Origin of the sequence: Pseudomonas allokribbensis, from assembly GCF_014863605.1 — a bacterium.
Classification (GTDB): domain Bacteria; phylum Pseudomonadota; class Gammaproteobacteria; order Pseudomonadales; family Pseudomonadaceae; genus Aquipseudomonas; species Aquipseudomonas allokribbensis.
Genome location: NZ_CP062252.1, coordinates 840,530 through 864,114 on the forward strand (window position 1 = coordinate 840,530; position 23,585 = coordinate 864,114).

Genomic DNA, 23,585 nt, shown 5'->3' on the forward strand with positions numbered 1-23,585 from the left:
TTCAAATCTCACTGCTTGAAAGGAAAAAAGCATGGCCAAGTACAAAGGAATTCTGCTGGCAGGCGGCGCCGGTTCGCGTCTGCACCCGATCACCCTGGGCGTCTCGAAACAGTCGCTGCCGGTGTATGACAAACCGATGATCTACTACCCGCTGTCGGTGCTGATGCTGGCGGAAATCCGCGAGATCCTGATCATCTCCACCCCGGAAGATCTGCCGGGCTTCCAGCGCATGCTCGGCGACGGCAGCCAGTTGGGCCTGAGCCTGAGCTACGCGGTGCAGCCAAGCCCGGACGGTCTCGCTCAGGCGTTCATCATCGGTCGTGAATTCGTCGGTGAAGACAACGTCTGCCTGGTGCTCGGCGATAACATTTTCTACGGTGCCGGTTTCGGTGAAACCTTGCTGCAAGCGGCGTCTCGCGACGAGGGCGCCACGGTGTTCGGCTACTACGTGGCCGATCCCGAGCGCTTTGGCGTGGTGGAATTCGATGCCGCCGGCAAGGCCCTGAGCATCTGCGAAAAACCGAGCGATCCGAAGTCCAACTACGCGGTCACCGGCCTGTATTTCTACGACAACGAAGTGCTGCAGATTGCCGCCGACATCAAGCCGTCGCCGCGCGGTGAGCTGGAGATTACCGACGTCAACAACGTCTACCTGCAACGCGGCAAGTTGAATGTGTCGGTGATGGGGCGTGGCATGGCCTGGCTCGACACCGGGACCCACGATGCGTTGATGGAGGCCGGCAACTTCGTGCAGGCCATCGAGAAACGCCAGGGTCTGAAAATCGCCTGCCTCGAAGAGATCGCCTATAACAAGGGCTGGATCGACGACGCGCAGTTGCTGGTGCACGCGGGCAGCATGAGCAAGACCGGTTACGGTCAGTATCTGGCGCGGCTGATCAACGATGATGTGGTGGTTTCGATGGACGCGCAGCGCCCGCTGAAAGGCGCTGCCTGACCGTTGCGAGATCAATGTGGGAGCACGGATGCTCCCACGGTCTCAGTGGCCGGTCACACTGTCATGTTGCGGGGTTTTGACGCCCGGGCGTGGTTCGGCTGGCGACGGTTGCAGGGACTGCAAACGGGCCAGGCGATTGGCGTGAGTCGGCGCTTCGGCTGCCAGTGGCGAGCGGCGTTTGCGGGTTTCTTCACGCAGCACCGGCAACACTTCCTTGCCGAACATGTCGAGTTGTTCCAGCACGGTCTTCAGCGGAATACCGCCGTGGTCGAACAGGAACAACTGGCGCTGATAGTCGCCGAAGTGCTCGCGGAAGGTCAGGGTCTTGTCGATGATTTCCTGAGGGCTGCCGACGGCCAGCGGGGTCATTTCCATGAACTCTTCCAGGGATGGACCGTGGCCGTACACCGGGGCGTTATCGAAGTAAGGACGGAACTCCCGACGTGCATCCTGGGAGTTGCGACGCATGAAGATGTGCCCGCCGAGGCCGACGATCGCCTGCTCCGGCGTGCCGTGGCCGTAATGCGCAAACCGCGTGCGGTAGAACTCGACCAGCGCCATGAAATGTTCCCGGGGCCAGAGGATGTGGCTGGCAAAAAAGCCGTCGCCGTAATAGGCCGCCTGTTCGGCGATTTCCGGAGTACGGATCGAGCCGTGCCAGACGAAGGGCGGCAGGTCGTCCAGCGGTCGCGGGATCGAGGTGAAGTGGTTCAGCGGTGTGCGAAAGCGTCCGCTCCAGTTGATGTCTTCCTCGCGCCAGAGCCGGTGCAGCAGGCGATAGTTTTCCATCGCCAGGGGCAGGGCGTCGGCGATGCTCTTGCCGAACCAGGGATAGACCGGCGCGGTGTTGCCACGGCCGAGCATCAGGTCCATGCGTCCGCCGCAGAGGTTTTGCAACAGCGAATACTCTTCGGCCAGCCGCACCGGATCGTTGGTGCTGATCAGGGTAGTGGACGTCGAAAGAATGATGCGTTGGGTCTTCGCTGCGATGTACGCCAGCAGCGTGGTGGGAGAGGAGGTGATGAACGGGGGATTGTGGTGCTCGCCGGTGGCGAACACGTCCAGTCCGATGTCTTCGGCCTTCTGCGCAATTTGCAGGGTGGCCTGGATGCGCTCGGATTCACTGGGGGTACGGGCGTTGGTAGGGTCCTGTGTGACGTCGCCAACGGTGTAGATCCCGAATTGCATAAAGCCTCCTTGCCTTGGGTAAAGGTGTGTTTGAAACCCTTGCCGCGAAGAATGAATCAACGTGGCACTTGAAATGTACGCCTGTACACGTACAATCGCAATCGTGGGGCATTGTACAAACGGATTTGAAGACCTCATCGAGAGAGGAACACGACATGGAACTGGGATTTATCGGTCTGGGCACGATGGGTGCGCCGATGGTGCTGAACCTGCTGAAGGCCGGGCATCGGGTCCGCGTGTGGAATCGCTCGTCGGCACCGCTGGAAGAGCTGGCCAGGGCTGGCGCCGAACCTGTCGACACCCCCGCGCTGGCAGCGCAGGCCGACGTGCTGATTTCAATGCTTGGCGATGACACGGCGATCCGCTCGGTGTTCCTCGACGCCAAGGCGCTGGACGGTCTGCAGGCCGGCAGCGTTCACGTCAACATGTCCACGGTGTCCGTGGCGCTGGCCAAAGAGCTGGCGGCCCTGCACGAGGCGCGCGGCGTCGGTTATGTGTCGGCGCCGGTGCTGGGGCGGGTCGATGTGGCGGCCGCCGGCAATCTGAATATTCTCGCCTCGGGGCCTGCCGCAGCACTGGTCCGGGTGCAGTCGCTGTTCGATGTGCTGGGGCGCAAGACCTGGCACTTCGGTGAAGCCGCCGACGTGGCGTGCGCCGCCAAACTGTCGGCCAACCTGATGGTCGCCTCGGCGATCGAGTCCCTGGCCGAAGCCTCGACCCTGGCCGGTGGCTACGGGATCAGCCGTGCGGCGTTCATCGACATGATCACCTCGACGTTGTTTCCCGTTCCGGTCTATCAGGGTTACGGCAAGCAGATGGCTGATGAGAGATTCGAGCCGGCCGGCTTCAAATTGTCGCTGGGCCTCAAGGATGTGCGCCTGGTGCTGGAGGCCGGTGAGGCTGCCCAGGTGCCGTTGCCGTTTGCCAGCGTGTTGAAGGATAACTTGCTGGACGGCATGGCCCATGGTCAGGCCGATCAGGACTGGGCATCGCTGTCGCGGGTCAGTGACCGGCGTGCCGGCGTGAAGTAATCAATCGGATTTAAACGCCGTAACTTGCCTTGCTAGTTCGGTTGGAATCTTGCGCAGTTAATTATTGTCGGACAGCTATTTGCCTTTTACTGAAAAGTGAAAGAAGTCTGAGAATAATGCTTGTCAAATGTACGACTGTAGACGTACATTTTTATCGGGGTTTAACAACAATAAAAGTTCGTCTGTTTTTTCGTCTGCTGATCGTAAATAAATAATAGCTAGGAGCCGTTATGAAAAATCTAATGCAATGGAACAGCCTTCCCTCCGAATCCAATGAATGGCTCGAGAAGGTGCGTGCACTGAATCCGCTGATTGTTCAGCACCGCGAGTACAGCGAGCAGACCAATGCGACTCACAAGGATGTGATGTCCCGCTTCTTCAAGGACGGTTTTGGCCGTACGTCGGTCTCCCGAGCGTTCGGCGGCTCCCAGGTCGATATCCAGACCACTTCCGCGCTGGTGCTGGAATTTGCCCGGCATGACGCCTCGCTGTCCTGGCAGCTGGCGGTTCAAGTGGCGATGGGGCGCCTCTCGGACTACCTGCCGGAAGCCACTTCCGAAGCGATCTACAACCACTGCGACGGTTTCGTGATCGGCGCCATCCACTCCGGTGGCGAAGCACTGCCAATGGGTGACGATTACCTGCTGAGCGGCAAGTGGGCCTTCGCCAGCGGCTCGGCCCACGCCGACTGGCTGGTCTGCACCGCCACCGTCAAAGGCACCGAAAACAACACCACCCCGGAAGTGCGGATGTTCTTCGTCCCCGCCAGCCAGTGCACCATCCTGTCGACCTGGGACACCCTGGGCATGCGCGGCACCGGCAGCCATCACTTCCAGTGCTCCAACGTCATCGTCAACAAGGCGTTCTCGCTGGACGTCGAAACTCTGAAAAAATCCCCCGAAGCGCGCAGCTCCCGTGCCTACGCCACCGGCTACTACGAGTTCGGCACCCTGGCGGCAATGTCCACCGTGCTGGGCGTGGCCCGGGCCGCCGTGGATCACTTCCGCAACGACCGTGCGATCAACACCGACCCGGGCCTGGAAGGGGTGATCTTCGAGAAGACCGGCCGCGCCATCTCCTCGGTACACACCGCGCAATTGCTGCTTGAGGATGCCATCCATCAGGTGATCAACCGTGGCGAAACCATCGGCGAACCGGTCAGCGCCCGCGTCGGTCTGGCAGCGTCGGTGTTGACTGAAAACTCGGTCAACGCCGTCAACCAGATCTACTCGATGGCCGGTTCCAAAGCCGTCTACAAGTCGCACTTCCTGGAGCGTTGCTTCCGCGATATTCATACCGGTTCGAAGCACTTCACTCTGTCGCCTTTGAACTTACACGGTATCGGCAAGTATTACCTGGATAAAACCAACGTACTGGCCGCGGCGTAATAGTCGATAAATAAAAAACGGGTGCGTTATCAGTGAATGTTCACAGGGATCAATAGCGCGCCCGTTTCAAGTTGCACCTTTATTTTCTTAAATCTCAAACTTTTGTGCTCGCAGTAAAGAGTCAAGGGAGTGCCACATGCTTGCTCGAAATATTATTAAGTCGCTGGTGTTTATTATTCTGGTCGTGGTGCTGTCCGCCGCGCTGGGCTGGCGTTTCTGGTCGCCGCAACCGGCCGCGGCCGAACAACGGATTCCCAGCACCCGGGTCGGTCTGGCCGTGGTCAAGAAACAACCGTACACCTACTACCTCGAAGCCATCGGCAAACTCGAAGCGCAGCGTCAGGTGCTGGTGTCGGCTGAAGTCAGCGGCAAAGTGGTGGACATCGATTTCGAGTCCGGTGATGAAGTGAAGGCGGGGCAGGTGCTGCTCAAGCTCAACGACGCACCCGAGCAAGGTGAACTGGTTCGCCTGAAAGGCGAGTACGAATCCGCCAAGGCGCAGTTTGCCCGTGTCCAGGAACTGGCCAAGACCGGCGCCGAAAGCCGTCGCGCCTTCGACAGTGCCCGCGCTCAATACGACGCGGCCAAGGGCGACATGGAACGCATGCAGGCGCAGATCGCCCAACGGCACATTCGTGCGCCGTTCGGCGGCACCCTCGGCATTCGCCAGGCGCATCTGGGCCAGTACCTGCAAGCCGGCAGCGCGGTAGCGACCCTGACGGATCCGGGCCTGCTGCGCGTCAACTTCACCCTCGCCGAACGCGATGGCTCGCAAGTGCAACTGGGCCAGACCGTGCAGGCCAAGGTCGATGCCTGGGGTGACGCGACCTTCGCCGGCAAGATCGTCGCGGTCGATCCGCAGATCAACCAGTCCCACACCATCAACGTTCAAGCGGTCATTACCGACACGCAAAAACGCCTGCGTCCCGGCATGTATGCACGGGTCTCGGTGACCCTGCCACAGACCGCCGAGCTGCTGATTCCGGAAACCGCGATCACCTACAACGCCTACGGCGAGAGCGTGTTCTCGGTCTACACCGACGAGACCGGCGTGCAGAAGGTCAAGCGTGAGTCGATCAAGGTCGGCGAGCGTCGCAATGGCTGGGCGGTGGTCGACAAGGGCTTGATCGAAGGTGTGCAGGTGGTGACTTCCGGTCAGCTCAAACTCCACGACGGCGTGGCGGTGGAAGGCGTGCCGGACACGATTGCTCTTAAACTCAGTGGGCTGGAAAAATGAATTTCACCGACCTCTTTCTTCGCCGCCCGGTGCTGGCCGTGGTGGTCAGCACGTTGATCCTGCTGTTCGGGGTGCGTGCGCTGATGAACCTGCCGATCCGTCAGTACCCGATGCTGGAAACGTCGACCATCACGGTCACCACCCAGTATCCCGGCGCCTCTTCGGAGCTGATGCAGGGCTTCGTCACCCAACCGATCAGCCAGGCCGTGGCCTCGGTCGAAGGCATCGACTATCTGTCGTCGGCCTCGACCCAGGGTCGCAGCCAGGTGACGATCCGCATGGCACTGAACAGTGATTCCATCGCGGCGCTGACCGAGGTCATGGCCAAGGTCAACCAGATCAAATATCGCTTGCCGAAGGACGCTTATGACCCGGTGGTTGAGCGTACTTCTGGCGGCTTCACCAGCGTGGCCTACGTCGCGTTCGCCAGTTCCAACCTGACCATTCCGGAGATGTCGGATTACATCTCCCGTGTCGTCGAGCCGATGTTCGCCGGCATCGAAGGCGTGGCCAAGATCAACATCATGGGCGAGCAGAAACTGTCCATGCGCCTGTGGCTCGATCCGCAGCGTCTGGCCGGTTACGGCATGACCGGGCAGGACGTTTCGGCCGCCATCGAAGGCAACAACTTCCAGGCAGCACCAGGTCAGGTCAAAGGCCTGTACGTGGTCAGCAACCTGCGGGTGAACACCGACCTGAACAGCGTCGAAGACTTCCGCGACATGGTGCTGCGCAACGACAACGGCCACATCATCCGTGTGCGTGACGTCGGCACGGTGGAACTGAATGCAGCCTCCACCGACACCAGTGGTGCGATGAGCGACGTACCGGCGCTGTTCCTCGGTCTGGACGCAGCACCAACCGGCAACCCGTTGGTCATCGTCAAACGGGTGCGCGAATTGCTGCCGCAGATCCAGGAAACCCTGCCACCGGGCGTGACCGTGCAGATCCCGTTCGAAGTGGCGCACTTCATTCAGTCGTCGATCGACGAGGTGAGCTACACCCTGCTCGAAGCGCTGGTGATCGTGGTGCTGGTGATTTACCTGTGCCTGGGTACGTTCCGCACCGTGCTGATTCCGCTGGTGACGATTCCGCTGTCGATGCTTGGCGCGGCCATGCTGATGCAGATGTTCGGCTTCAGCCTCAACCTGCTGACCTTGCTTGCCATGGTGCTCGCCATCGGGCTGGTGGTGGACGACGCCATCGTCGTGGTGGAAAACGTCCATCGTCACATCGAAGAGGGCAAGACGCCGTTCGACGCTGCTCTGATCGGCGCTCGTGAAGTGGCCGGGCCGGTGGTGGCGATGACCTTCACCCTGGCGGCGGTGTACGCGCCGATCGGCCTGATGGGCGGCCTCACCGGCACGCTGTTCAAGGAGTTCGCTCTGACCCTGGCCGGTGCTGTGGTGATTTCCGGCATCGTCGCCCTGACCCTGTCGCCGATCATGAGTACCCGTCTGCTGGACGCGAAAACCAGCGAAGGTTTCATGGCCGTCAAGGCGGACCGTTTCTTCCAGTACCTGTCCCGTCGCTATGGCGCTCTGTTGGGCGGTTCGCTGTCCCGTCGCTGGATCAGCCTGAGCGTGGCGCTGGTGATCTTCTTCAGCTTGCCGTTCCTCTATCGCTCGGCGCAGACCGAACTGGCGCCGCTGGAAGACCAGAACATCCTGCTGACCGCGATCAAGGCGCCGCAGCACGCCAACCTGAATTACCTCGAAGCCTACGCACACGAGCTGTACAAGACCTTCAACGAAATCCCCGAGGGCTACAGCAACTGGGTGGCGAACGGTTCCGACGGTCTGTCCAACAGCGTCGGCGGGATCAACCTGGTGGACTGGGAAAAGCGTGGCCGCGATGCCAACACCATCCAGCCTGACTTGCAGGCACGGGTGAACCAGATCGAAGGCACGAGCATTTTCGTGTTCCAGATGCCGCCGTTGCCGGGCTCTACCGGTGGTCTGCCGGTGCAGATGGTGATCCGCAGCGATCAGGATTATCTGGCGCTGTACAACGTGATGGATCAGCTCAAGAAAGCGGCTCAGGCCAGTGGCCTGTTCGCGGTGGTCGACAGTGATCTGGACTTCAACAATCCAGTGGTGGAAATCCAGGTTGACCGCGCCAAGGCCAACGCCCTGGGCATCCGCATGCAGGACATCGGCGAGACGCTCAACAGCCTGATCGGCGAGAAGTACGTCAACCGGTTCTCGTTCCACGGTCGTTCCTACGATGTGATCCCGCAGTCGGTGTCGGCGGATCGCCTGACCCCGGAAACCCTGAAGCTGTATTACGTGAAGGATCAGAAGGGCAACCCGGTGCCGCTGTCGACGCTGGCCACCCTCAGCGTCAAGGTCGAGCCGAATCGCCTGACCCAGTTCAACCAGCAGAACTCCGCCACGTTCCAGGCCATTCCGGCGCCGGGCGTGACGTTGGGCGATGCGGTGGGCTTCCTGCAGAAGCAATCGGAAAACTTCCCGGCCGGCTTCAGTTTCGACTGGCAGTCCGATGCCCGCCAATACGTGCAGGAAGGCAACAGCCTGGCGTTCACCTTCGGCCTGGCTCTGGTGATCATCTATCTGGTGCTGAGCGTGCAGTACGAGAGCTTCCGCGACCCGTTCATCATTCTGATCAGCGTGCCGCTGTCGATCTGCGGGGCCCTGGTGCCGCTGGCGCTGGGCATGACTTCGATGAACATCTACACCCAGATCGGCCTGATCACACTGATCGGTCTGATCAGTAAGCACGGGATCCTGATGGTCGCGTTCGCCAATGAGTTGCAGCGCCAGCAAGGCATGGACCGCGTGCAAGCGATCCAGCACGCCGCGCAGGTGCGTCTGCGGCCGATCCTGATGACCACCGCTGCCATGGTGGTCGGCCTCGCGCCCCTGTTGTTCGCCAGCGGTGCCGGCGCCAACAGCCGCTTCGGCCTGGGCCTGGTGATTGTGGTGGGGATGCTGATCGGCACCTTGTTCACGCTGTTCATTCTGCCGTCGGTGTACACGCTGCTCAGTTCGATCAAGCAACCGAGCCACGCACCCGAAGCCGAACCGGCCGGTGTGCCGCAACCCATCCTGTGAGGACGTGACATGTATTCGATTACACGTTTGATGCTGGCGCCCCTGGCGGCGTCCATCCTGTTGGCGGCGGGTTGTGTGAACTACGCCGGGATCGATCATCAGGGCAAATTGCTGGCGGTCGGCGATGCGCCGTCCGACAGCCTGAAAGACAAGTTGCCGCCGGCCCAGTGGCCGCGTGCGGACTGGTGGACATCGCTGGGTGATCCGCGTCTGGGCGCGTTGATCGAAGAGGCGTATGCCAGCAACCCGGACTTGCAGGAAGTCGCTGCCCGGGTCGCCAAGGCCAACGCATTTCTCGACCTGCGCGACGCCGAGCGTTACCCGGAAATGGACGCGTCGGCGGGTGTCACTCGCGGTCGGCTGTCGCGCTTCGAGGACTACAGCGGTGAAGGTGAAAAGTACTTCACCGCACGCAATCTGGCGGTGAATTTCAGCTACACCTTCGACCTCTGGGGCGGCCAGCGTGCCGCCTGGGAATCGGCGCTCAACAGCGCACGAGCTGCGGAAGTCGACCTGCAATCGTCGCGGCTGATTCTGGCGACCAACGTGGTCAAGGCTTACAACCAACTGGCGTACGCCTGGCAGGTGTCGGAGCTCAACCAGCGCGATCTCGAACGCTTGAGCAAACTGGTGGAACTGACGGATTCGCGCTACGGCTCGGGGCTCGACAACCTGTCGCAACTCAAGCAGGTGCAGAGTCTCAAGGCGCGTTCGGAATCGACCCTGATCGGCGCCAACGAAGACATCGAAATCGCCCGACTGCAATTGTCGGCGCTGATCGGCAAGGGTGTCGACCGTGCGCACACGCTCGAACGGCCATCGAATCTGCAGGCCAGCGTGGTGGCATTGCCGGCGCAGTTGCCGGCCCAGTTGTTGGGGCGTCGTCCGGATATCGTCGCTGCGCGTTGGCGAGTGGAGGCCGAGACCAAGAACGTCGAGGCGGTGAAGACCACGTTCTACCCGAACATCAACCTGGTGGCGGCGGCGGGTTCGCATGCCTTGATCGGTGATGCGATGTTCGCCGGGGTCAGCAAATTCTGGAATGTGGCGCCGACGGTGTCGCTGCCGATCTTCGATGCGGGTCGTCTGCGCTCCGATCTGAAGGCCGGCAACGCTGAACTCGACAGTTCGATTGCACAGTACAACCGGGTGTTGAATTCGGCGCTGCACGAGGTGGCGATTTCGGTGACGCAGTTGCGTTCTTTCGAACAGCAAATCGTCGTGCAGCGCGATGCCTGTTCGATTGCGCAGTCGTCTTATGATCTGTCGCAGTCGCGCTACAAGGCCGGGGAGGACACGTTCCTCGATGCCCTGAATATCGAGCAACAATTGATTCAGGACGAAATGCGTCTGGCCTTCCTCAACAGCAAGCACATCGACAGCTCGGTTTCGTTGATGGCAGCGCTGGGCGGCGGGTTCCAGGCCCCCGCGCTGGAGACGGCACAGAGCAGTGCTCTGTAGTGTTTTTCGGGACGCCGCCTTCGGGGCGGCTGTCGCGGGGAAAAGGCATCTTGTGTATAGTCTTACTGTTCTCGTATAGACGAATACAAGCCGGATTATTCCCGCCTATATCATCAAGGGTACCTACCTATGAACGTCCCGAATCATCCCAATCAGGATCAGATCCTTCTGGAAAATGTGCTGAACGCATTGGGAAGCCCGCTACGCCTGACCGTGTTGAAAGTGTTGTCCGATGGCCAGGAACATCCATGCGGCCGGATCCTCAAGGGTGCATCGAAGTCGACCATGACCCACCACTGGCGGGTTCTGCGTGACAGCGGTCTGATTTGGCAACGCCCCTACGGCCGGGAAAACCTGCTGTCCTTGCGTCGTGAAGACATGGACGTGCGTTTCCCGGGGCTTCTCGACTCGCTGCTGTCGGCGGTCAAGACCGATGAACAGACCATCAGCGTGATCAGCAAACACGAAGTGACCGAAGAAAACGGAGCCGAGTGACAGACACCGCCGGTGAAGGGTTGGCCTTCCACGGCAACCAATCAATTCACCATCACCAGGAAGGTGTGTGCGGGTATGGATACAAGTCATTACTGGTCGTCGCGACCCCTGTCGGAATTGACCGGCTCCGAGCATCACTGGCTGTTTTTGCCCGGGGCACTGACCCCGCGTCTGAAAGCCATGGGCGACTATTCAATCGAAGTGGTCGAGCAGTCCCATGGCCCGCTCAATCCTGAAGAAGCGCAAGCGCTGAACGTACCGCCGATGACCATCGGCTGGGTGCGCGAGGTGGTGATGAAACTGGATGGCGAGGCCTGCGTCACCGCGCGCAGCCTGACCAGCATGCCGGCGCTGAACGGCGAATGGGCGGATCTGAAAGGCTATGGTCGTCGACCGCTGGCCGAGATTCTCTACACGTCGGAGCAGACCCTGCGCGAACCCTTCCAGTGTGCCTTGCTGCCCGCCGGCGTGCCGTTGGCGGCACTGTCCTATCGCTATGCGCCGCAGGCCAAACGGTTGTTGGCCCGACGTTCGCGTTTCACTCGTAATGGTTCGGCACTGCTGGTCAGCGAGTGCTTCCTGCCGGCGTTCTGGGCACGGGTCGAGTACGCTCAGGCGCTCAAATCGGCCTGACAAAATGAAACCTGCGGGAGCGAACTCCCGCAGGTTTTTTTTTCGCAAGTTGTTCAGAGCCGGATGACCGCTTCGATCTGCTTGATTGCCGGCGTCAGGGCCTGCGCCAGCTCCTCGGCTTTCGAGGTCGGGCGCATGGTTCTGGATGAGCGCAGAAACAGAGGATCATCGAACCGCTTGCGCAGTCGTGCCAGCGATCCGCTGATGGCGGGTTGTTTGACGTGCAGGCGTTCGGCCGTGCGTGACACGCTGCGTTCGCGGAACAGCACCAGGAAAATGATGATCAGGTTCAGGTCGATATCCGCGAAGTTGTCTTCATTGAATAGCATGGTTACATCCCTGTCATGACCCGCCGGCTAGCAATCTGCGATGCCGGCGGGTGTCTGGATCACTGCTCGGGTGCCAGGCGCAGTTCGTCGTTCAGACGGTAGTAACTGCGGTTGAAATAGACCAGGCCTTCCGTGGCCTCGCTGTGTTGCTGCAGCTCGAGGATTTCACAGTAGAAGATGCTGTGGGTGCCGACCTCGTCGACCTTGCTGACCCGGCAATCGAGGCTGACCAACGCCTCTTCGATCACCGGCGAGCCGGTCTTGAGTGTCTGGCAATTCACGCTGGAAAAGCGCTCCTGCATGCTCAACTGTCGATTGGCGAACGCCCCGGAGGTCGACTGGTGGTCGCCGGTCAGGACGTTCACGCACAGCACGCCATTGGTCTTGAAATGCTCGTGATTGGACGACGAGCGATTGACGCACACCAGCAGCGTGGGCGGTGAATCCGTCACGCTGCACACCGCCGACGCGGTAAAGCCGAAACGCCCCGCAGGGCCATCGGTCGTGACGATGGTGACGGCACTCCCCAGCATCGCCATTGCATTACGAAACTCCGTTGAATCAACCATCGCGTCACCTCATTCCATGTAGGTTTAATGGAGCCGATCCGTTCTTCCTTGTCCGTTGTCGTTGTGCGAAAACGGGTATCGGGCAACACGTTCGCTCTGGCGATATAGTACGTATGTATCCGTACCTTGCAAGCTATTCCTTGTGCTTATTTTGCAGATGAAAAGATAAATCTCAGGGGAGTGCCAAGGCTTGCAGCAAGGCTGTGGCATAGGCCGGCAACGTGGAGAAATCCCGGGCGCACAGCAATAGTTTGCGCATGGCCCACGCTTCATTCATCGGCAGGGACTTGAAGGCCTGCGGTGCGGCACGCTGGACCGCCGCCAGCGGCACGATGCCGATGCCGGCGCCCCGGGCCACCATGCGCATCACGCCGTCGAAACCATCGGCGCGGATGCGCATCTGCATCCGTGAGCCGCTGTGCAGGGCCTGTTCTTCCAGGTACACCGCCAGTGCGCTGTCGGCATGCAAGCCGACGAAGTCATGGCGCAGGGCGTCGCTGAAACTGACTTCGGTCGCATCAGACAGTGGATGTTCCAGAGGCAGAATCAGCACCAGCGGATCATCGCGAAAGGCTCGGGTCTGCAAGTCGGAGGTGTCGATCGCGTCGGACACAATGCCCAGATCCGCCGCGCCCTGGCGCAAGGCATGGGTGATGCGAGCGCTGGGCAGTTCCTGCAAATCGATGTCGAGATTGGGGTGCTCGCGCAGGAAATCCGCCAACACCTCCGGCAGGTATTCGCTGAGCGCCGTGGTGTTGCACAACAGACGCACCTGGCCTTTGACGCCTTGGGCGTATTCGGCCAGATCCTGCTGCAGGCGGTCGGCCTGTTGCAGCAACACCCGCGCATGTTGCGCCAGAGCTTTGCCGGCCGGCGTCGGCGTGACACCACGGCGCCCGCGCTCAAGGAACTCGGTGCCCAACGAAGCCTCCATCGCCCGGATCCGCGCACTGGCCGCCGCCAGCGACAGATGACTGCGCGCGGCGCCGGCGGTGATGTTGCCGCTGTCGAGGATGTGCAGGTACAGGCGCAGGTCGGTGAGGTCGAAGTGCATGACGCGTGGCTCTTGCTGAGAGAGAGGCTGCCTCAGTGTATGACAGATTTTCAGTTCATCCGTGTGGGTGCAGAGTGTCGCCATGAACGCACTCGCAGATTTTTATCAAAACCTCGGTCTGGCCCTGTCATTGCTGGTGATTGCGACCTTCGTCGTCGCCGGCCTGATCAAGGGTGTGATCGGCCTCGGCCTGCCCACCGTCGCCATGGGCCTGCTCGGTCTGGCTATGGCACCGTCGCAGGCTGCGGCGTTACTGATCATTCCGGCAACCTTGACCAACATCTGGCAACTGGCGTTCGGCGGGCATTTGCGCGGGCTGGTGAAACGCTTGTGGCCATTGCTGCTGGCGATCTTCCTCGGCACGGCGATCGGCACCTTGTGGATCGGCATGGAGGGTGGGCATTGGGTGGTGCGCGGACTTGGCGCGGCGCTGTTGCTCTATGCGCTGAGTGGATTGTTCCTGCCGACGCTGAGTGTCAGTCGCCGCCATGAACCGTGGCTGGGACCGCTGTGTGGCGTGGTCACCGGCGTCATCACTTCGGCCACCGGCGTGTTCGTGATTCCCGCCGTCCCCTACATGCAGGCACTGGGTTTGAACCGCGACGAACTGGTACAGGCGCTGGGCCTGTCCTTCACCGTGTCGACCCTGGCGCTGGCCGGTGGATTGCTCTGGCGCGGGTCGCTCGGCGGCGCAGAATTGAGCGCCTCGTTGCTGGCGCTGATCCCGGCGGTGCTCGGCATGCTGTTCGGCCAATGGCTGCGCCAGCGCATCAGCGCCGTGCTGTTCAAGCGAGTGTTCTTCATCGGTCTGGGCGCGCTCGGCGCCCATCTGTTGATCAGCGGCTAGCGGACGAATCGCTGAGCATGTCGATCGGGCGGATGTCGAAATCCCGCTCCAGATACTCCATGCGCTGAGCGAGAAACTGCTGCATGTGCGGCAGGTTCGAGTGCACGTCCAGGTGCGCCTGGGTTTCCCAGATCTCGTAGAAAATGAACAGGCTCGGATCTTCCTTGTCGCGCAGCATGTGGTACTCGATGCAGCCGGGTTCGGCGCGGCTCGGCTCGACGTAGGCGCGGAAAAACGCTTCGAAGGCTTCGGCTTTTTCCGGGCGGGTCTTGGCGTGCAGGATGAAACCCTGGCGTTCGCTCATCGCAAAAAACTCCTCAGATTCAGATGGCGGCCAATCCTAAGGCAACAATCGGCATTCGATTCGTGCGTTTTACTCAAATGAATTTTGCGCAACCGCGGCTTATTCCGCGCGAGGCGCATCATTAATCTGCCGCCATCCAGTTTTCCCCTTCTCCATCCAGCGCTCTGCGCTGCGTATCGGAATCCGATCGAGGCTGTCCCATGAAAAAAGTGCTGTTGCTCAACGGCGGTAAAAAATTCGCCCACTCCGACGGTCGCTACAACGCCACCCTGCACGAAGCGGCGCTGAGCGTGCTGGATCGCGGCGGTGTCGACGTCAAGACCACCTTCATCGACGAGGGTTACGACATCGCCGAAGAAGTCGCCAAATTTCTCTGGGCCGACGTGATCATTTATCAGATGCCGGGCTGGTGGATGGGCGCGCCATGGACCGTGAAAAAGTACCTCGACGAAGTGTTCACCGAAGGCCACGGCAGTCTGTACGCCAGCGACGGTCGCACCCGTTCCGACTCCTCGCAGAAGTACGGCAGCGGCGGTCTGATCCAGGGCAAGCAATACATGCTGTCGCTGACCTGGAACGCGCCGCAGCAGGCGTTCGATGACCCGACCGACTTCTTCGAAGCCAAAGGCGTGGACGCTGTTTACTTCCCGTTCCACAAGGCCAACGAGTTCCTCGGCATGACCGGCCTGCCGACCTTCCTCTGCGTGGACGTGATGAAACGCCCGAACATCGAAGCGGATGTGGCACGTTACGAGCAGCATCTGACCGAGGTGTTTGGCCTCAAGGCCTGACGCTCGGCTACTATCGAAGGCCTGAGCTTGCGCAGCAGGCCTTTCGATTCGAGGACACCCGTGAAAGCCAGATCCGATGAGTTGCAGATTTTCGTCTGCGTGATCGAATGCGGTTCGATCTCCGCCGCCGCCGAGCAGGTCGGACAGACGCCGTCGGCCGTCAGCCGCACGCTGTCGCGGCTGGAAGCCAAGCTCGACACCACGCTGATCAACCGCACGACCCGGCGCATGGACCTGACCGAGGAAGGCAAGTATTTCTTCGAACAGGCCAAGCTGATCCTCGACCAGCTGGATCAGCTCGAGGAGCGCCTTTCTTCGCGCCAACAGACGCCGTCCGGTCGGCTGCGAATCAACGCCGCATCGCCGTTCATGCTCCACGCCATCGTGCCGTACATCGACGAATTCCGGCGGCTGTACCCGGACATCCAGCTCGAACTCAACAGCAATGACTTGATCATTGACCTGCTGGAACAAAGCACCGACGTCGCCATCCGCATCGGCACCCTCGCCGATTCGACGTTGCATGCCCGCTCGCTCGGTTGCAGTCCGCTGTTGATCGTTGCCAGTCCCGCCTATCTGGAAAAACACGGCGCGCCGCTGGAAGTGGCCGACCTCAGCGAACACACCTTGCTCGGCTTCACCCAGAACGAAGGCCTCAACCAGTGGCCGCTGCGTTACGTACACGGTGATCGCTGGCCGATCACCCCGGTGATCAGCGCCTCCAGCGGCGAGACGGTTCGGCATCTGGCGCTGGAAGGCCAGGGCATTGCCTGCCTCTCGCATTTCATGACCATCGACGACATTCGCGCCGGGCGCCTCAAGGTGTTGCTGGCGGAATTCAACAGCGGTTATCGCCAACCGATCAACGCGGTGTACTACCGCAACTCGCAACTGGCGCTGCGGATCCAGTGCTTCCTGGACTTCATCCAGAGCAAACTGGCGGCTTACGCCAGTGCTGATTTCAAAGGCTGATTCGTGATCCCTGCGCAAGAGTGAATTGGCTGAGGGCGGGTTTTTCCACCGGACTCGCCGGTCGATACTCGTTGCATCACTTATTCACGCAGGGAGTTTCTCCATGAACGTATTCGTCACCGGCGCTGCCGGCTTTATCGGCGGCTCCATCGCTACCGGTCTGGTCAAGGCCGGGCACACCGTCACCGGTCTGGTGCGCGGCGCCGAGCAGGCTGATGAGTTGAAAGCACTGGGCATCACCCCGGTGATCGGCACCCTCGACGACAAGGCACTGCTGGCCGAACAGGCCCGCGCCGCCGACGCCGTGATCAACGCCGCCAGCAGCGACCATCGCGGCGCGGTCGAAGCCTTGCTCGATGCCCTGCGCGGCTCGAACAAAGTGTTCCTGCACACCAGCGGTTCGAGCATCGTCGGCGATGCGTCGGGCGGCAAATCCAGCGATGTCATCTACTTCGAAGACAACCTGCCGGAGCCGACCGTCGACAAGGCCGCACGCGTGGCCATCGACAACCTGATCCTCGCCGCAGCGAAGGATGGCGTGAACTCGGCCGTCATCTGCAACACCCTGATCTACGGCCACAGCCTGGGCGTCCATCGCGACAGCGTGCAACTGCCGCGCCTGCTGAAACAGGCGCGCAAAAGCGGCGTGGTGCGTCACGTCGGCACTGGCCAGAACATCTGGTCCAACGTGCACATCGAAGACGTGGTGTCTCTGTACCTGCTGGCGCTGACCAAAAACGTCCCGGGCACGTTCTACTTCGTCGAAAGCGGCGAAGCGTCGTTCATCGACATGACCACCGCCATGGCCCAGGCCCTGAATCTGGGCCAGCCACAGGACTGGCCGCTGAAAGACGCCGAAGCAGAGTGGGGCTACGAAATGGCCAACTACGGCCTGGGCTCCAACAGCCGGGTACGCGGCAAACACGCCCGTGAGCTGCTGGGCTGGGTACCGAAGCGCACGTCAGTGGTCGAGTGGATTCGCAACGAAATGGTGTGAGCCCATCCGCGCATCCGGGCCTTGCCAAACCTGTGGGAGCATCGTGCTCCCACAGGTTTTTTTGTGCCCCGGAAATTCAGGACATGAACATGGGATCTGATTTTTAGGCGGCTGTTTATCGAGACGTTCAGAAATTTCCTACTAGTCTGATCCCCGCACAGGCATGGCCAACGCAGCTGGCCGGTTTGTAGGATAGCGGGCACCCACTGGTTGTCTGGCCATGAGGCCAGGTCGGTGGGTAACGCCCGTGGAATTTTTTTGCAAAAGGAATTTGCGATGGCAATACGCACCTCTGCTGCCTGCACGTAAAGGCATATCCCGGGCGAACCAGACGATTTCGCCTCCTCACGGTTCATGACTCGGCGCCAAGCGCCTTGGCCGGAGCATTGCGCTCTTCGGTCGTGGGCACACTCATCCGCGAAATTGGCAAGAACAAGGAGTAGTTATGGTCATTTTGGGCATTACCAATAACGATTTGTCGGGCGCTTGCCTGGTACGCGATGGTCAGATTCTCTCGGCGGTCAGCGAAGAGCGTTTCACCCGCATCAAGGACCACAAGATCTGGCCCGCCAAGTCCATCGAGTTTGTGTTGAGCCAGGCTGGCGTGTCACTGGAAGATATCGACTACGTGGCTTACGGATGGAATGCCGGTTTCAACGCAGATAAACACCTTGAGTTGTATTTCGACCGAATCGTCGAGGAAGTCCGGAACAACCCCGAAGGCCTGGCGCAGTTCCGCCAGCGGGTCACCGATGAAGTCCGAAACGACAGAGAGAAGCGTGCCGAATTCGACCAATACATTGTCGCCAATGGCCTGGCCGGCAAGGCGTATTACATCGACCACCATGAATGCCACGCCCTCGGTGCTTATGTCTGCTCGCCGTTCGATGAAGCCTTGACCCTGACCTGTGACGGGCGCGGCGACTTCCAGTCGCTGACCGTGACCTGGTACAGCCCGACCGAAACCACGGTGCTGCAGCGCGAAACCAGCATCGACAGCCTGGGTTACTTCTACGGCCGGATCACTCATTTGCTGGGCTACAAACCGAACCGGCATGAAGGCAAGGTCACGGGGCTGGCCGCTTTTGGTGATCCGCAGAAGTTGCTGGGGGTGATGCAGCAGATGATCCGTTTTGAAGACGGGCGCATCAAAGCCCGTTGCGGCGACCTGTTCGTACCGTCCTACAACCACTACAGCGAATCACTGGAAACCCTTTTCTCCCGGGAAACCCCCGAGGATATCGCCGCCGCCGTGCAGCGCCACTCCGAAGACTTGCTGGTGGCGATCGTCAAACATCACCTGGAACAACGCGGCAGCACCAACCTGTGCCTGGCCGGCGGTGTGTTTGGCAACGTCAAACTCAACCAGCGCCTGCGCGAGATTCCCGGCGTGAAAAACGTCTATGTGCTGCCGTGCATGGGCGATGGCGGGTTGGCGCTGGCGGCGGCTGTCGGGGCGGCGTACCTGGAGAACGGTACCCGCTTCAAGAATCCGGCAATGACCCTCGGGCCGGAATCGCGCAGCGTTTCGCAGAACATCAACCTGATCCATCGCGACTACCCTGAACTCGGTTATCACACACCGTCGAACATCATCGACGTGCTGACCGACGCACTGATGGAAAACCAGGTGCTGGGCATGTTCAAGGGCAAGATGGAGTTCGGCCCGCGCTCACTGTGCAACCGCAGCATCGTCTATCACGCGCAGGATGGCGAAGTGAACGACTGGCTGAACAAACGCATGCACCGCACCGAGTTCATGCCGTTCGGCCCGGTCACCGCCATTGAACAGGCAGCGGCCTGCTACGTCGGCTGGGATGAGGATCAAGTGGCGGCAGACACCATGACCATGACCTACGATTGTCATCCGCAGTTCAGCGAAGCGAGCCCGGCGGTGGTGCACATCGATGGCACGGCGCGGCCGCAGATCATTCGCCCGGAGCGTGATCCATTCATGCATCGGCTGTTGAATGCCTGGCATGAGCGGACCGGTCAGGCAGCGTTGATCAACACCTCGTTCAACCGGCACGAAGAGCCGATCGTGTGTTCGCCTCAGGATGCGCTGGATGCGTTGAAAGAAGGGATGGTCGATCTGGTGGTGATGAGTGAATCACTGATTGTCTGGCGCAAAGGCAAAAACAGCTTCACCCAACAACGCTTCGAATAATGGATGGATGGTTACAGGGCTCCGCTGGAGCCCTGCTCAGGAGTATCGAGCGTATGGTTGACCCATGTATCTGATCTTTTTCGGGTTCTTTGCGGCAGAAGGGATCATCTATCCGTTCTGGCCGACCTGGCTGAATTCGCTGGGTTTCAGCGCCAGCCAGATTGGCCTGCTGATCGCGGCGGTCTATTGGCCCCAAGTCGTGACCGGAGTGTTGATCACTTACGTGGCCGATTGGCGCGTGGACCAATTGCGGCTCGCGGCGTTTCTCGGTTTCTCGGCGTCGTTGTGTACGTTGCTGTTCTATTTCATGCCGGTGCACCTGTGGGGATTCGTGTGCCTGAGCATCCTGTTTGGCGGGCTGTGGATGGTGGTGTTGCCGCTGTCCGAGTCCTATCTGCTCAAGCGTGACAAGCAAGCCCTGCAGAACTACGGCTGGGTCCGTGCGGTGGGCTCTTCAGCATTTATCCTGACTTCGACCCTCGGCGGCCTGTTGTTTGCGCAGTACAGCCAGTCATGGGTGCCGGTGGTGATTGCCGCGTGCATGTTGCTCACCGCGCTGGCGTGCCTGTGGCTGAAGCGTCAGGTCACGCTGGCGCATCTGCAACCGCCCGAGCGTGCGACGAAACGGCCCGACTGGAAGGCGCTGTTCGCCCAAAAAGGCCTGTTGATCGCGATTGCCGCCGCCAGCTTCATTCAACTGAGTCACACCCTGTACTTTTCCACGGCGTCGATTGGCTGGGGCGTGAAGGGCTATTCTTCAACCGCCATCGGGGTGTTCTGGTCAGTGGCGGTGATCGCGGAAATCACTTATTTCGCGTTCTCCAACAAGGTCCTGTCGTTCTGTTCGCCGTTGCCCATCGTGATGTTTTCCAGTGTCTGTGCGGCGGCGCGCTGGGCGTTGTTTTCCGAAAGCGATGCGGTGCCGGTGATCCTGCTGGGGCAATGCCTGCACGCCTTGAGTTTCGCGGCGTATCACTCGGCGATCATGCGCTGCATTCGCGATCACGCCCCGCCAGATATCCAGGTGTTTACCCAGGGTGTCTATTACTCGCTGGCGGTTGCCTTGCCCATGGGCCTGGCCACACCCTTTGCCGGGTATCTGTACGAGACGCAGCCACAATGGTCCTGGTATGTCATGGCGCTGTTTGCCCTGATGGGAACCGTGCTGGCATTCATTGCTCACCAGAAAATGCGAAGTGCAACCGATGCCACAACGAACGTTTACAGCCGTCTGCTTTGATATGGACGGCGTGCTTATCCAGTCTCGCGAGGTCATCGAGTTCGCCTGGACCACGGTGGCGCGCAACTACGGTGTTGCCGTCGATCAGGCGTTCATCGACGATCACATTCACGGTCGCCCGGGCGGTTACACCCTGCAGGCCCTGTTTGGTCAGTTCGACGAACAGACGCGCGTGGCCATCAAGCAAGAAGTCGACGCCATCGAAGAGGTTTCGATCTGTTCGCTGGTGCCGGGCGTCGCTGCGTTCATCGCCCAATTGAATGGGCGCGTGCCGCTGGCGCTGGTGACCAGCAGTTGGCGAGCGCGAGTCGACCACGTTTTGCAGCAACACGACCTGACGTCGGTTTTCGACTGCATCATCTGCCGCGACGATGTGCGCAGTGGCAAACCGGCTCCCGATCCTTATCGCCTGGCCGCTGCCCGACTGGAGCGTCAGAGCGATGAATGCCTGGTCTTCGAAGATTCCGTCAGCGGCGTGCAGTCGGCGGTCAGCAGCGGCGCGCTGTGCATCGGTATCGGCGACGACCCGACGCTGACCACTCACGGGGCACTGCGGACGTACGCGGATTTCACGGCGCTCCCGGTCTCGCAGGGCGGGGTGGATACACACCTCTATGCCGACGGTGGGTTGTTTATCAGCGGGCAGCTTGCCCAGAGGTTCGCACGCTCATGACACCGACCTTGCGACACGCGACCGTCCTGTGGAATTTCCTGGGGGCGGGGCGCCAACACAGCGATTGTGAGCTGATCGTGGTGTGCGGCTCCTACGACCTGCGGGTCTGCGATTACGCCTGCCAGTTGCTGAAAAAAGGCGTCGCCCCGCATCTGTTGTTTACCGGCAACACTGGTAACTGGACGAAGCATTTGTGGGAACGGACCGAAGCCGATATTTTTGCGCAACGGGCCATGGTGCAAGGCGTTTCGGCGGATCAGTTCACCCTCGAATCCCGTGCCACCAACTTCGCCGAGAACATCGCGTTTGCCCGAGCGTTGTTCCCGGACGTGCGCCGGGCGACGTTCCTGACCAAACCGAATTCGATCCGGCGCGTGGCGTTGACCTTGCCCGTTCAATGGCCAGGGCTTGAGGCCTGGGTGGATGCGCCGTCCTTCAGTTTTCCGGGGGAGGTCAGCAACCTGATCGGGGTCCTGGGGCTGATCGACGAAATGGTCGGGGATGTGCACCGGATCATGGTTTACCCTTCGCTGGGCTTTCAGGTCGAGCAGGTGATTCCCGAGGAAGTCGAGGTAGCCTGGCGCTACCTGATCGAACAAGGATTCGATCACCATTTGATCAAAGGCAGACACTGACGCCGAGCTGCCGCCGGAGACTGACATGCTGTACGACACACTGATTCGCAACGCCCTGGTCATCGACGGCAGCAACAGCCCCGGCTATACCGCTGACGTGGCAATCCTCGATGGCCGCATCGCGCGCATCGGTGACTTGCGCGATGTGAGCGCCACCGATGAAATCGACGCCGCCGGCCGAGTGCTGGCGCCGGGCTTCATCGACGTGCACACCCACGACGACACCGTGGTGATCCGCCAGCCGCAGATGCTGCCCAAGCTCAGCCAGGGCGTGACCACGGTGATTGTCGGCAACTGCGGCATCAGCGCAGCACCGGTCAGTCTCAAGGGCGATCCACCGGATCCGATGAACCTGCTCGGCACTGCCGCCGCATTCGTCTATCCACGTTTCAGCGATTACCGCGCGGCGGTCGAAGCGGCCAACACCACGCTGAACGTCGCGGCACTGGTGGGGCACACGGCACTGCGCAGCAATCACCTCGATGATCTGTTTCGCACCGCGACTGACGATGAAATCGCCGCGATGCGCGAGCAGTTGCGTGAAAGCCTGGAGGCGGGCGCCCTTGGTTTATCCACAGGTCTGGCGTATGCGAGCGCGTTCTCGGCATCCACTGATGAAGTCATGCAGCTGACTGAAGAATTGAACGCGTTCGGCGCCGTGTACACCACCCATCTGCGCAGCGAATTCGAACCGGTGCTGGAGGCTATGGACGAAGCCTTTCGCATCGGCCGCCACGCCCGTTCGCCGGTGATCGTTTCCCACCTCAAGTGTGCCGGCGTAGGTAACTGGGGGCGCAGTCCGCAGTTGCTCGCGTCGCTGGAAGAAGCGGCGAAAACCCACCCGGTCGGCTGTGATTGCTACCCGTATGCGGCGAGTTCTTCGACGCTGGATCTGAAGCAGGTGACCGATGCCCACCGTATCACCATTACCTGGTCGACACCGCATCCGGACATGGGCGGCCGTGATCTCATGGATATCGCCGCGGAATGGAATCTGCCATTGCTCGACGCCGCCAAGCGTCTGCAACCGGCGGGCGCGGTGTATTACGGCATGGACGAGAACGACGTGCGCCGGATCCTCGCCCATCCGCTGTCGATGGTCGGTTCCGACGGCCTGCCGGAAGACCCGTTCCCGCACCCGCGCCTGTGGGGCGCTTTCCCTCGGGTGCTCGGGCATTTCAGTCGTGATGTAGGCCTGTTTCCGCTGCACACCGCCGTGCACAAGATGACCGGTCTTTCGGCGGCGCGCTTTGGCTTGAAGGAAAGAGGCGAGATCCGGGAAGGCTATTGGGCCGATCTGGTGTTGTTCGACCCCGCAACCGTACGTGACGTGGCTGATTTCAGCGATCCGCAACGACCGGCGCAAGGCATCGATGGTGTGTGGATCAATGGCGTGTCGAGTTATCGCGACGGACAGGCCAGCGGTCGGCGTGAAGGCCGATTCCTTGCCAGACAAGGGGATTTGCGCGCGGGATTCGCGCGCGCGTTGTGAGGGCAGGGAAGCTGGATTGATAGCGTGATGGCACATTGAGACTAAAGATTCCC

General features: G+C 60.7%; 22 protein-coding genes. 17 read left to right on the forward strand and 5 right to left on the reverse strand.

Features of this window, described 5'->3' with window-relative positions; genetic code table 11:
• Nucleotides 1-31: 31 nt before the first annotated feature.
• On the forward strand, nt 32-955 hold the full coding sequence (gene rfbA, locus IF199_RS03690) for a glucose-1-phosphate thymidylyltransferase RfbA (protein WP_085734075.1): 924 nt from the start codon (nt 32-34) through the stop codon (nt 953-955).
• Nucleotides 956-997: 42 nt separating this feature from the next.
• Here rfbA and IF199_RS03695 read toward each other — a convergent pair whose 3' ends face one another.
• Nucleotides 998-2,143, reverse strand: coding sequence for an LLM class flavin-dependent oxidoreductase (locus tag IF199_RS03695; RefSeq protein WP_096818702.1), 1,146 nt, complete (start codon nt 2,141-2,143; stop codon nt 998-1,000).
• A 26-nt stretch (nt 2,144-2,169) separates the two neighbouring features.
• Here IF199_RS03695 and IF199_RS03700 point away from each other — a divergent pair, with 26 nt between their 5' ends.
• From IF199_RS03700 to IF199_RS03730, 7 genes are all read left to right on the forward strand, one after another.
• Entirely contained in the window at nt 2,170-3,174 is a 1,005-nt protein-coding gene (locus tag IF199_RS03700; RefSeq protein WP_279612922.1) for an NAD(P)-dependent oxidoreductase, read from the forward strand.
• Between the two features lie 230 nt (nt 3,175-3,404).
• Nucleotides 3,405-4,562: an acyl-CoA dehydrogenase family protein gene (locus tag IF199_RS03705; RefSeq protein ID WP_096818707.1), complete on the forward strand. Its 1,158-nt coding sequence runs from the start codon at nt 3,405-3,407 to the stop codon at nt 4,560-4,562.
• Between the two features lie 136 nt (nt 4,563-4,698).
• On the forward strand, nt 4,699-5,799 hold the full coding sequence (locus tag IF199_RS03710; protein ID WP_096818709.1) for an efflux RND transporter periplasmic adaptor subunit: 1,101 nt from the start codon (nt 4,699-4,701) through the stop codon (nt 5,797-5,799).
• Entirely contained in the window at nt 5,796-8,873 is a 3,078-nt protein-coding gene (locus IF199_RS03715; RefSeq protein ID WP_192559709.1) for a MexW/MexI family multidrug efflux RND transporter permease subunit, read from the forward strand. The genes IF199_RS03710 and IF199_RS03715 overlap by 4 nt, the downstream gene beginning before the upstream one ends.
• Nucleotides 8,874-8,882: 9 nt before the next feature.
• Nucleotides 8,883-10,334, forward strand: coding sequence for an efflux transporter outer membrane subunit (locus tag IF199_RS03720; RefSeq protein ID WP_192559710.1), 1,452 nt, complete (start codon nt 8,883-8,885; stop codon nt 10,332-10,334).
• Nucleotides 10,335-10,463: 129 nt separating this feature from the next.
• On the forward strand, nt 10,464-10,829 hold the full coding sequence (locus IF199_RS03725; protein WP_007953843.1) for an ArsR/SmtB family transcription factor: 366 nt from the start codon (nt 10,464-10,466) through the stop codon (nt 10,827-10,829).
• 75 nt (nt 10,830-10,904) lie between these two features.
• Nucleotides 10,905-11,462: a chorismate--pyruvate lyase family protein gene (locus tag IF199_RS03730; protein ID WP_192559711.1), complete on the forward strand. Its 558-nt coding sequence runs from the start codon at nt 10,905-10,907 to the stop codon at nt 11,460-11,462.
• Between the two features lie 53 nt (nt 11,463-11,515).
• Here the strand turns inward: IF199_RS03730 and IF199_RS03735 are convergent, their stop codons facing one another.
• The 3 genes from IF199_RS03735 to IF199_RS03745 all read right to left on the reverse strand — a co-directional run bounded on the left by IF199_RS03735 (nt 11,516) and on the right by IF199_RS03745 (nt 13,414).
• Nucleotides 11,516-11,791, reverse strand: a complete 276-nt coding sequence (locus IF199_RS03735; RefSeq protein WP_085713206.1) for a helix-turn-helix domain-containing protein — start codon at nt 11,789-11,791, stop codon at nt 11,516-11,518.
• A gap of 59 nt (nt 11,792-11,850) precedes the next feature.
• Complete coding sequence (locus tag IF199_RS03740; RefSeq protein ID WP_007953834.1) at nt 11,851-12,360, reverse strand: flavin reductase; 510 nt, start codon at nt 12,358-12,360, stop codon at nt 11,851-11,853.
• A gap of 172 nt (nt 12,361-12,532) precedes the next feature.
• Nucleotides 12,533-13,414: a LysR family transcriptional regulator gene (locus IF199_RS03745; protein ID WP_096818717.1), complete on the reverse strand. Its 882-nt coding sequence runs from the start codon at nt 13,412-13,414 to the stop codon at nt 12,533-12,535.
• Nucleotides 13,415-13,496: 82 nt separating this feature from the next.
• Here IF199_RS03745 and IF199_RS03750 point away from each other — a divergent pair, with 82 nt between their 5' ends.
• The gene (locus IF199_RS03750) at nt 13,497-14,261 is read left to right on the forward strand and encodes a sulfite exporter TauE/SafE family protein (protein WP_192559712.1); all 765 of its coding nucleotides are present in this window, start codon (nt 13,497-13,499) and stop codon (nt 14,259-14,261) included.
• On the opposite strand, the gene IF199_RS03755 is transcribed toward IF199_RS03750, so the two are convergent.
• Nucleotides 14,251-14,565 carry a putative quinol monooxygenase gene (locus IF199_RS03755; RefSeq protein WP_096818720.1) on the reverse strand — a complete coding sequence of 105 codons (315 nt, stop codon included), beginning with the start codon at nt 14,563-14,565 and terminating at the stop codon, nt 14,251-14,253. The genes IF199_RS03750 and IF199_RS03755 overlap by 11 nt on opposite strands.
• Before the next feature lie 200 nt (nt 14,566-14,765).
• On the opposite strand from IF199_RS03755, the gene mdaB reads away from it, so the two are divergent.
• The 8 genes from mdaB (at nt 14,766) to IF199_RS03795 (ending at nt 23,532) form a co-directional block, all read left to right on the forward strand.
• A complete protein-coding gene (mdaB, locus tag IF199_RS03760; RefSeq protein WP_192559713.1) occupies nt 14,766-15,356 on the forward strand; it encodes an NADPH:quinone oxidoreductase MdaB in 591 nt (196 codons plus the stop codon).
• Nucleotides 15,357-15,416: 60 nt separating this feature from the next.
• Complete coding sequence (locus IF199_RS03765; protein WP_192559714.1) at nt 15,417-16,328, forward strand: LysR family transcriptional regulator; 912 nt, start codon at nt 15,417-15,419, stop codon at nt 16,326-16,328.
• Between the two features lie 103 nt (nt 16,329-16,431).
• Nucleotides 16,432-17,325 (forward strand): NAD-dependent epimerase/dehydratase family protein, encoded by an 894-nt coding sequence (locus IF199_RS03770; RefSeq protein WP_192559715.1) that lies wholly within the window; start codon nt 16,432-16,434, stop codon nt 17,323-17,325.
• A 445-nt stretch (nt 17,326-17,770) separates the two neighbouring features.
• Nucleotides 17,771-19,492, forward strand: a complete 1,722-nt coding sequence (locus IF199_RS03775) for a carbamoyltransferase family protein (RefSeq protein ID WP_192559716.1) — start codon at nt 17,771-17,773, stop codon at nt 19,490-19,492.
• 64 nt (nt 19,493-19,556) lie between these two features.
• Nucleotides 19,557-20,732: an MFS transporter gene (locus IF199_RS03780; RefSeq protein WP_192559717.1), complete on the forward strand. Its 1,176-nt coding sequence runs from the start codon at nt 19,557-19,559 to the stop codon at nt 20,730-20,732.
• Between the two features lies 1 nt (nt 20,733).
• Entirely contained in the window at nt 20,734-21,405 is a 672-nt protein-coding gene (locus IF199_RS03785) for an HAD family hydrolase (protein ID WP_244142437.1), read from the forward strand.
• On the forward strand, nt 21,402-22,040 hold the full coding sequence (locus IF199_RS03790; RefSeq protein WP_192559719.1) for a YdcF family protein: 639 nt from the start codon (nt 21,402-21,404) through the stop codon (nt 22,038-22,040). Before IF199_RS03785 ends, IF199_RS03790 begins: the two co-directional genes overlap by 4 nt.
• Nucleotides 22,041-22,065: 25 nt before the next feature.
• On the forward strand, nt 22,066-23,532 hold the full coding sequence (locus tag IF199_RS03795) for a D-aminoacylase (RefSeq protein ID WP_192559720.1): 1,467 nt from the start codon (nt 22,066-22,068) through the stop codon (nt 23,530-23,532).
• Nucleotides 23,533-23,585 lie beyond the last annotated feature (53 nt).

What these genes read in the sequence shown, in the direction of transcription:
- IF199_RS03785 (WP_244142437.1), top strand. Translation starts at nt 20,734, where the DNA reads ATGGACGGCGTGCTTATCCAGTCTCGCGAGGTCATCGAGTTCGCCTGG.
- IF199_RS03710 (WP_096818709.1), top strand. Translation starts at nt 4,699, where the DNA reads ATGCTTGCTCGAAATATTATTAAGTCGCTGGTGTTTATTATTCTGGTC.
- IF199_RS03720 (WP_192559710.1), top strand. Translation starts at nt 8,883, where the DNA reads ATGTATTCGATTACACGTTTGATGCTGGCGCCCCTGGCGGCGTCCATC.
- IF199_RS03705 (WP_096818707.1), top strand. Translation starts at nt 3,405, where the DNA reads ATGAAAAATCTAATGCAATGGAACAGCCTTCCCTCCGAATCCAATGAA.
- IF199_RS03715 (WP_192559709.1), top strand. Translation starts at nt 5,796, where the DNA reads ATGAATTTCACCGACCTCTTTCTTCGCCGCCCGGTGCTGGCCGTGGTG.
- IF199_RS03730 (WP_192559711.1), top strand. Translation starts at nt 10,905, where the DNA reads ATGGATACAAGTCATTACTGGTCGTCGCGACCCCTGTCGGAATTGACC.
- IF199_RS03775 (WP_192559716.1), top strand. Translation starts at nt 17,771, where the DNA reads ATGGTCATTTTGGGCATTACCAATAACGATTTGTCGGGCGCTTGCCTG.
- IF199_RS03745 (WP_096818717.1), bottom strand. Translation starts at nt 13,414, where the DNA reads ATGCACTTCGACCTCACCGACCTGCGCCTGTACCTGCACATCCTCGAC.
- IF199_RS03795 (WP_192559720.1), top strand. Translation starts at nt 22,066, where the DNA reads ATGCTGTACGACACACTGATTCGCAACGCCCTGGTCATCGACGGCAGC.
- IF199_RS03740 (WP_007953834.1), bottom strand. Translation starts at nt 12,360, where the DNA reads ATGGTTGATTCAACGGAGTTTCGTAATGCAATGGCGATGCTGGGGAGT.
- IF199_RS03770 (WP_192559715.1), top strand. Translation starts at nt 16,432, where the DNA reads ATGAACGTATTCGTCACCGGCGCTGCCGGCTTTATCGGCGGCTCCATC.
- IF199_RS03755 (WP_096818720.1), bottom strand. Translation starts at nt 14,565, where the DNA reads ATGAGCGAACGCCAGGGTTTCATCCTGCACGCCAAGACCCGCCCGGAA.
- IF199_RS03750 (WP_192559712.1), top strand. Translation starts at nt 13,497, where the DNA reads ATGAACGCACTCGCAGATTTTTATCAAAACCTCGGTCTGGCCCTGTCA.
- rfbA (WP_085734075.1), top strand. Translation starts at nt 32, where the DNA reads ATGGCCAAGTACAAAGGAATTCTGCTGGCAGGCGGCGCCGGTTCGCGT.
- IF199_RS03725 (WP_007953843.1), top strand. Translation starts at nt 10,464, where the DNA reads ATGAACGTCCCGAATCATCCCAATCAGGATCAGATCCTTCTGGAAAAT.
- IF199_RS03780 (WP_192559717.1), top strand. Translation starts at nt 19,557, where the DNA reads ATGTATCTGATCTTTTTCGGGTTCTTTGCGGCAGAAGGGATCATCTAT.
- IF199_RS03790 (WP_192559719.1), top strand. Translation starts at nt 21,402, where the DNA reads ATGACACCGACCTTGCGACACGCGACCGTCCTGTGGAATTTCCTGGGG.
- IF199_RS03695 (WP_096818702.1), bottom strand. Translation starts at nt 2,143, where the DNA reads ATGCAATTCGGGATCTACACCGTTGGCGACGTCACACAGGACCCTACC.
- mdaB (WP_192559713.1), top strand. Translation starts at nt 14,766, where the DNA reads ATGAAAAAAGTGCTGTTGCTCAACGGCGGTAAAAAATTCGCCCACTCC.
- IF199_RS03735 (WP_085713206.1), bottom strand. Translation starts at nt 11,791, where the DNA reads ATGCTATTCAATGAAGACAACTTCGCGGATATCGACCTGAACCTGATC.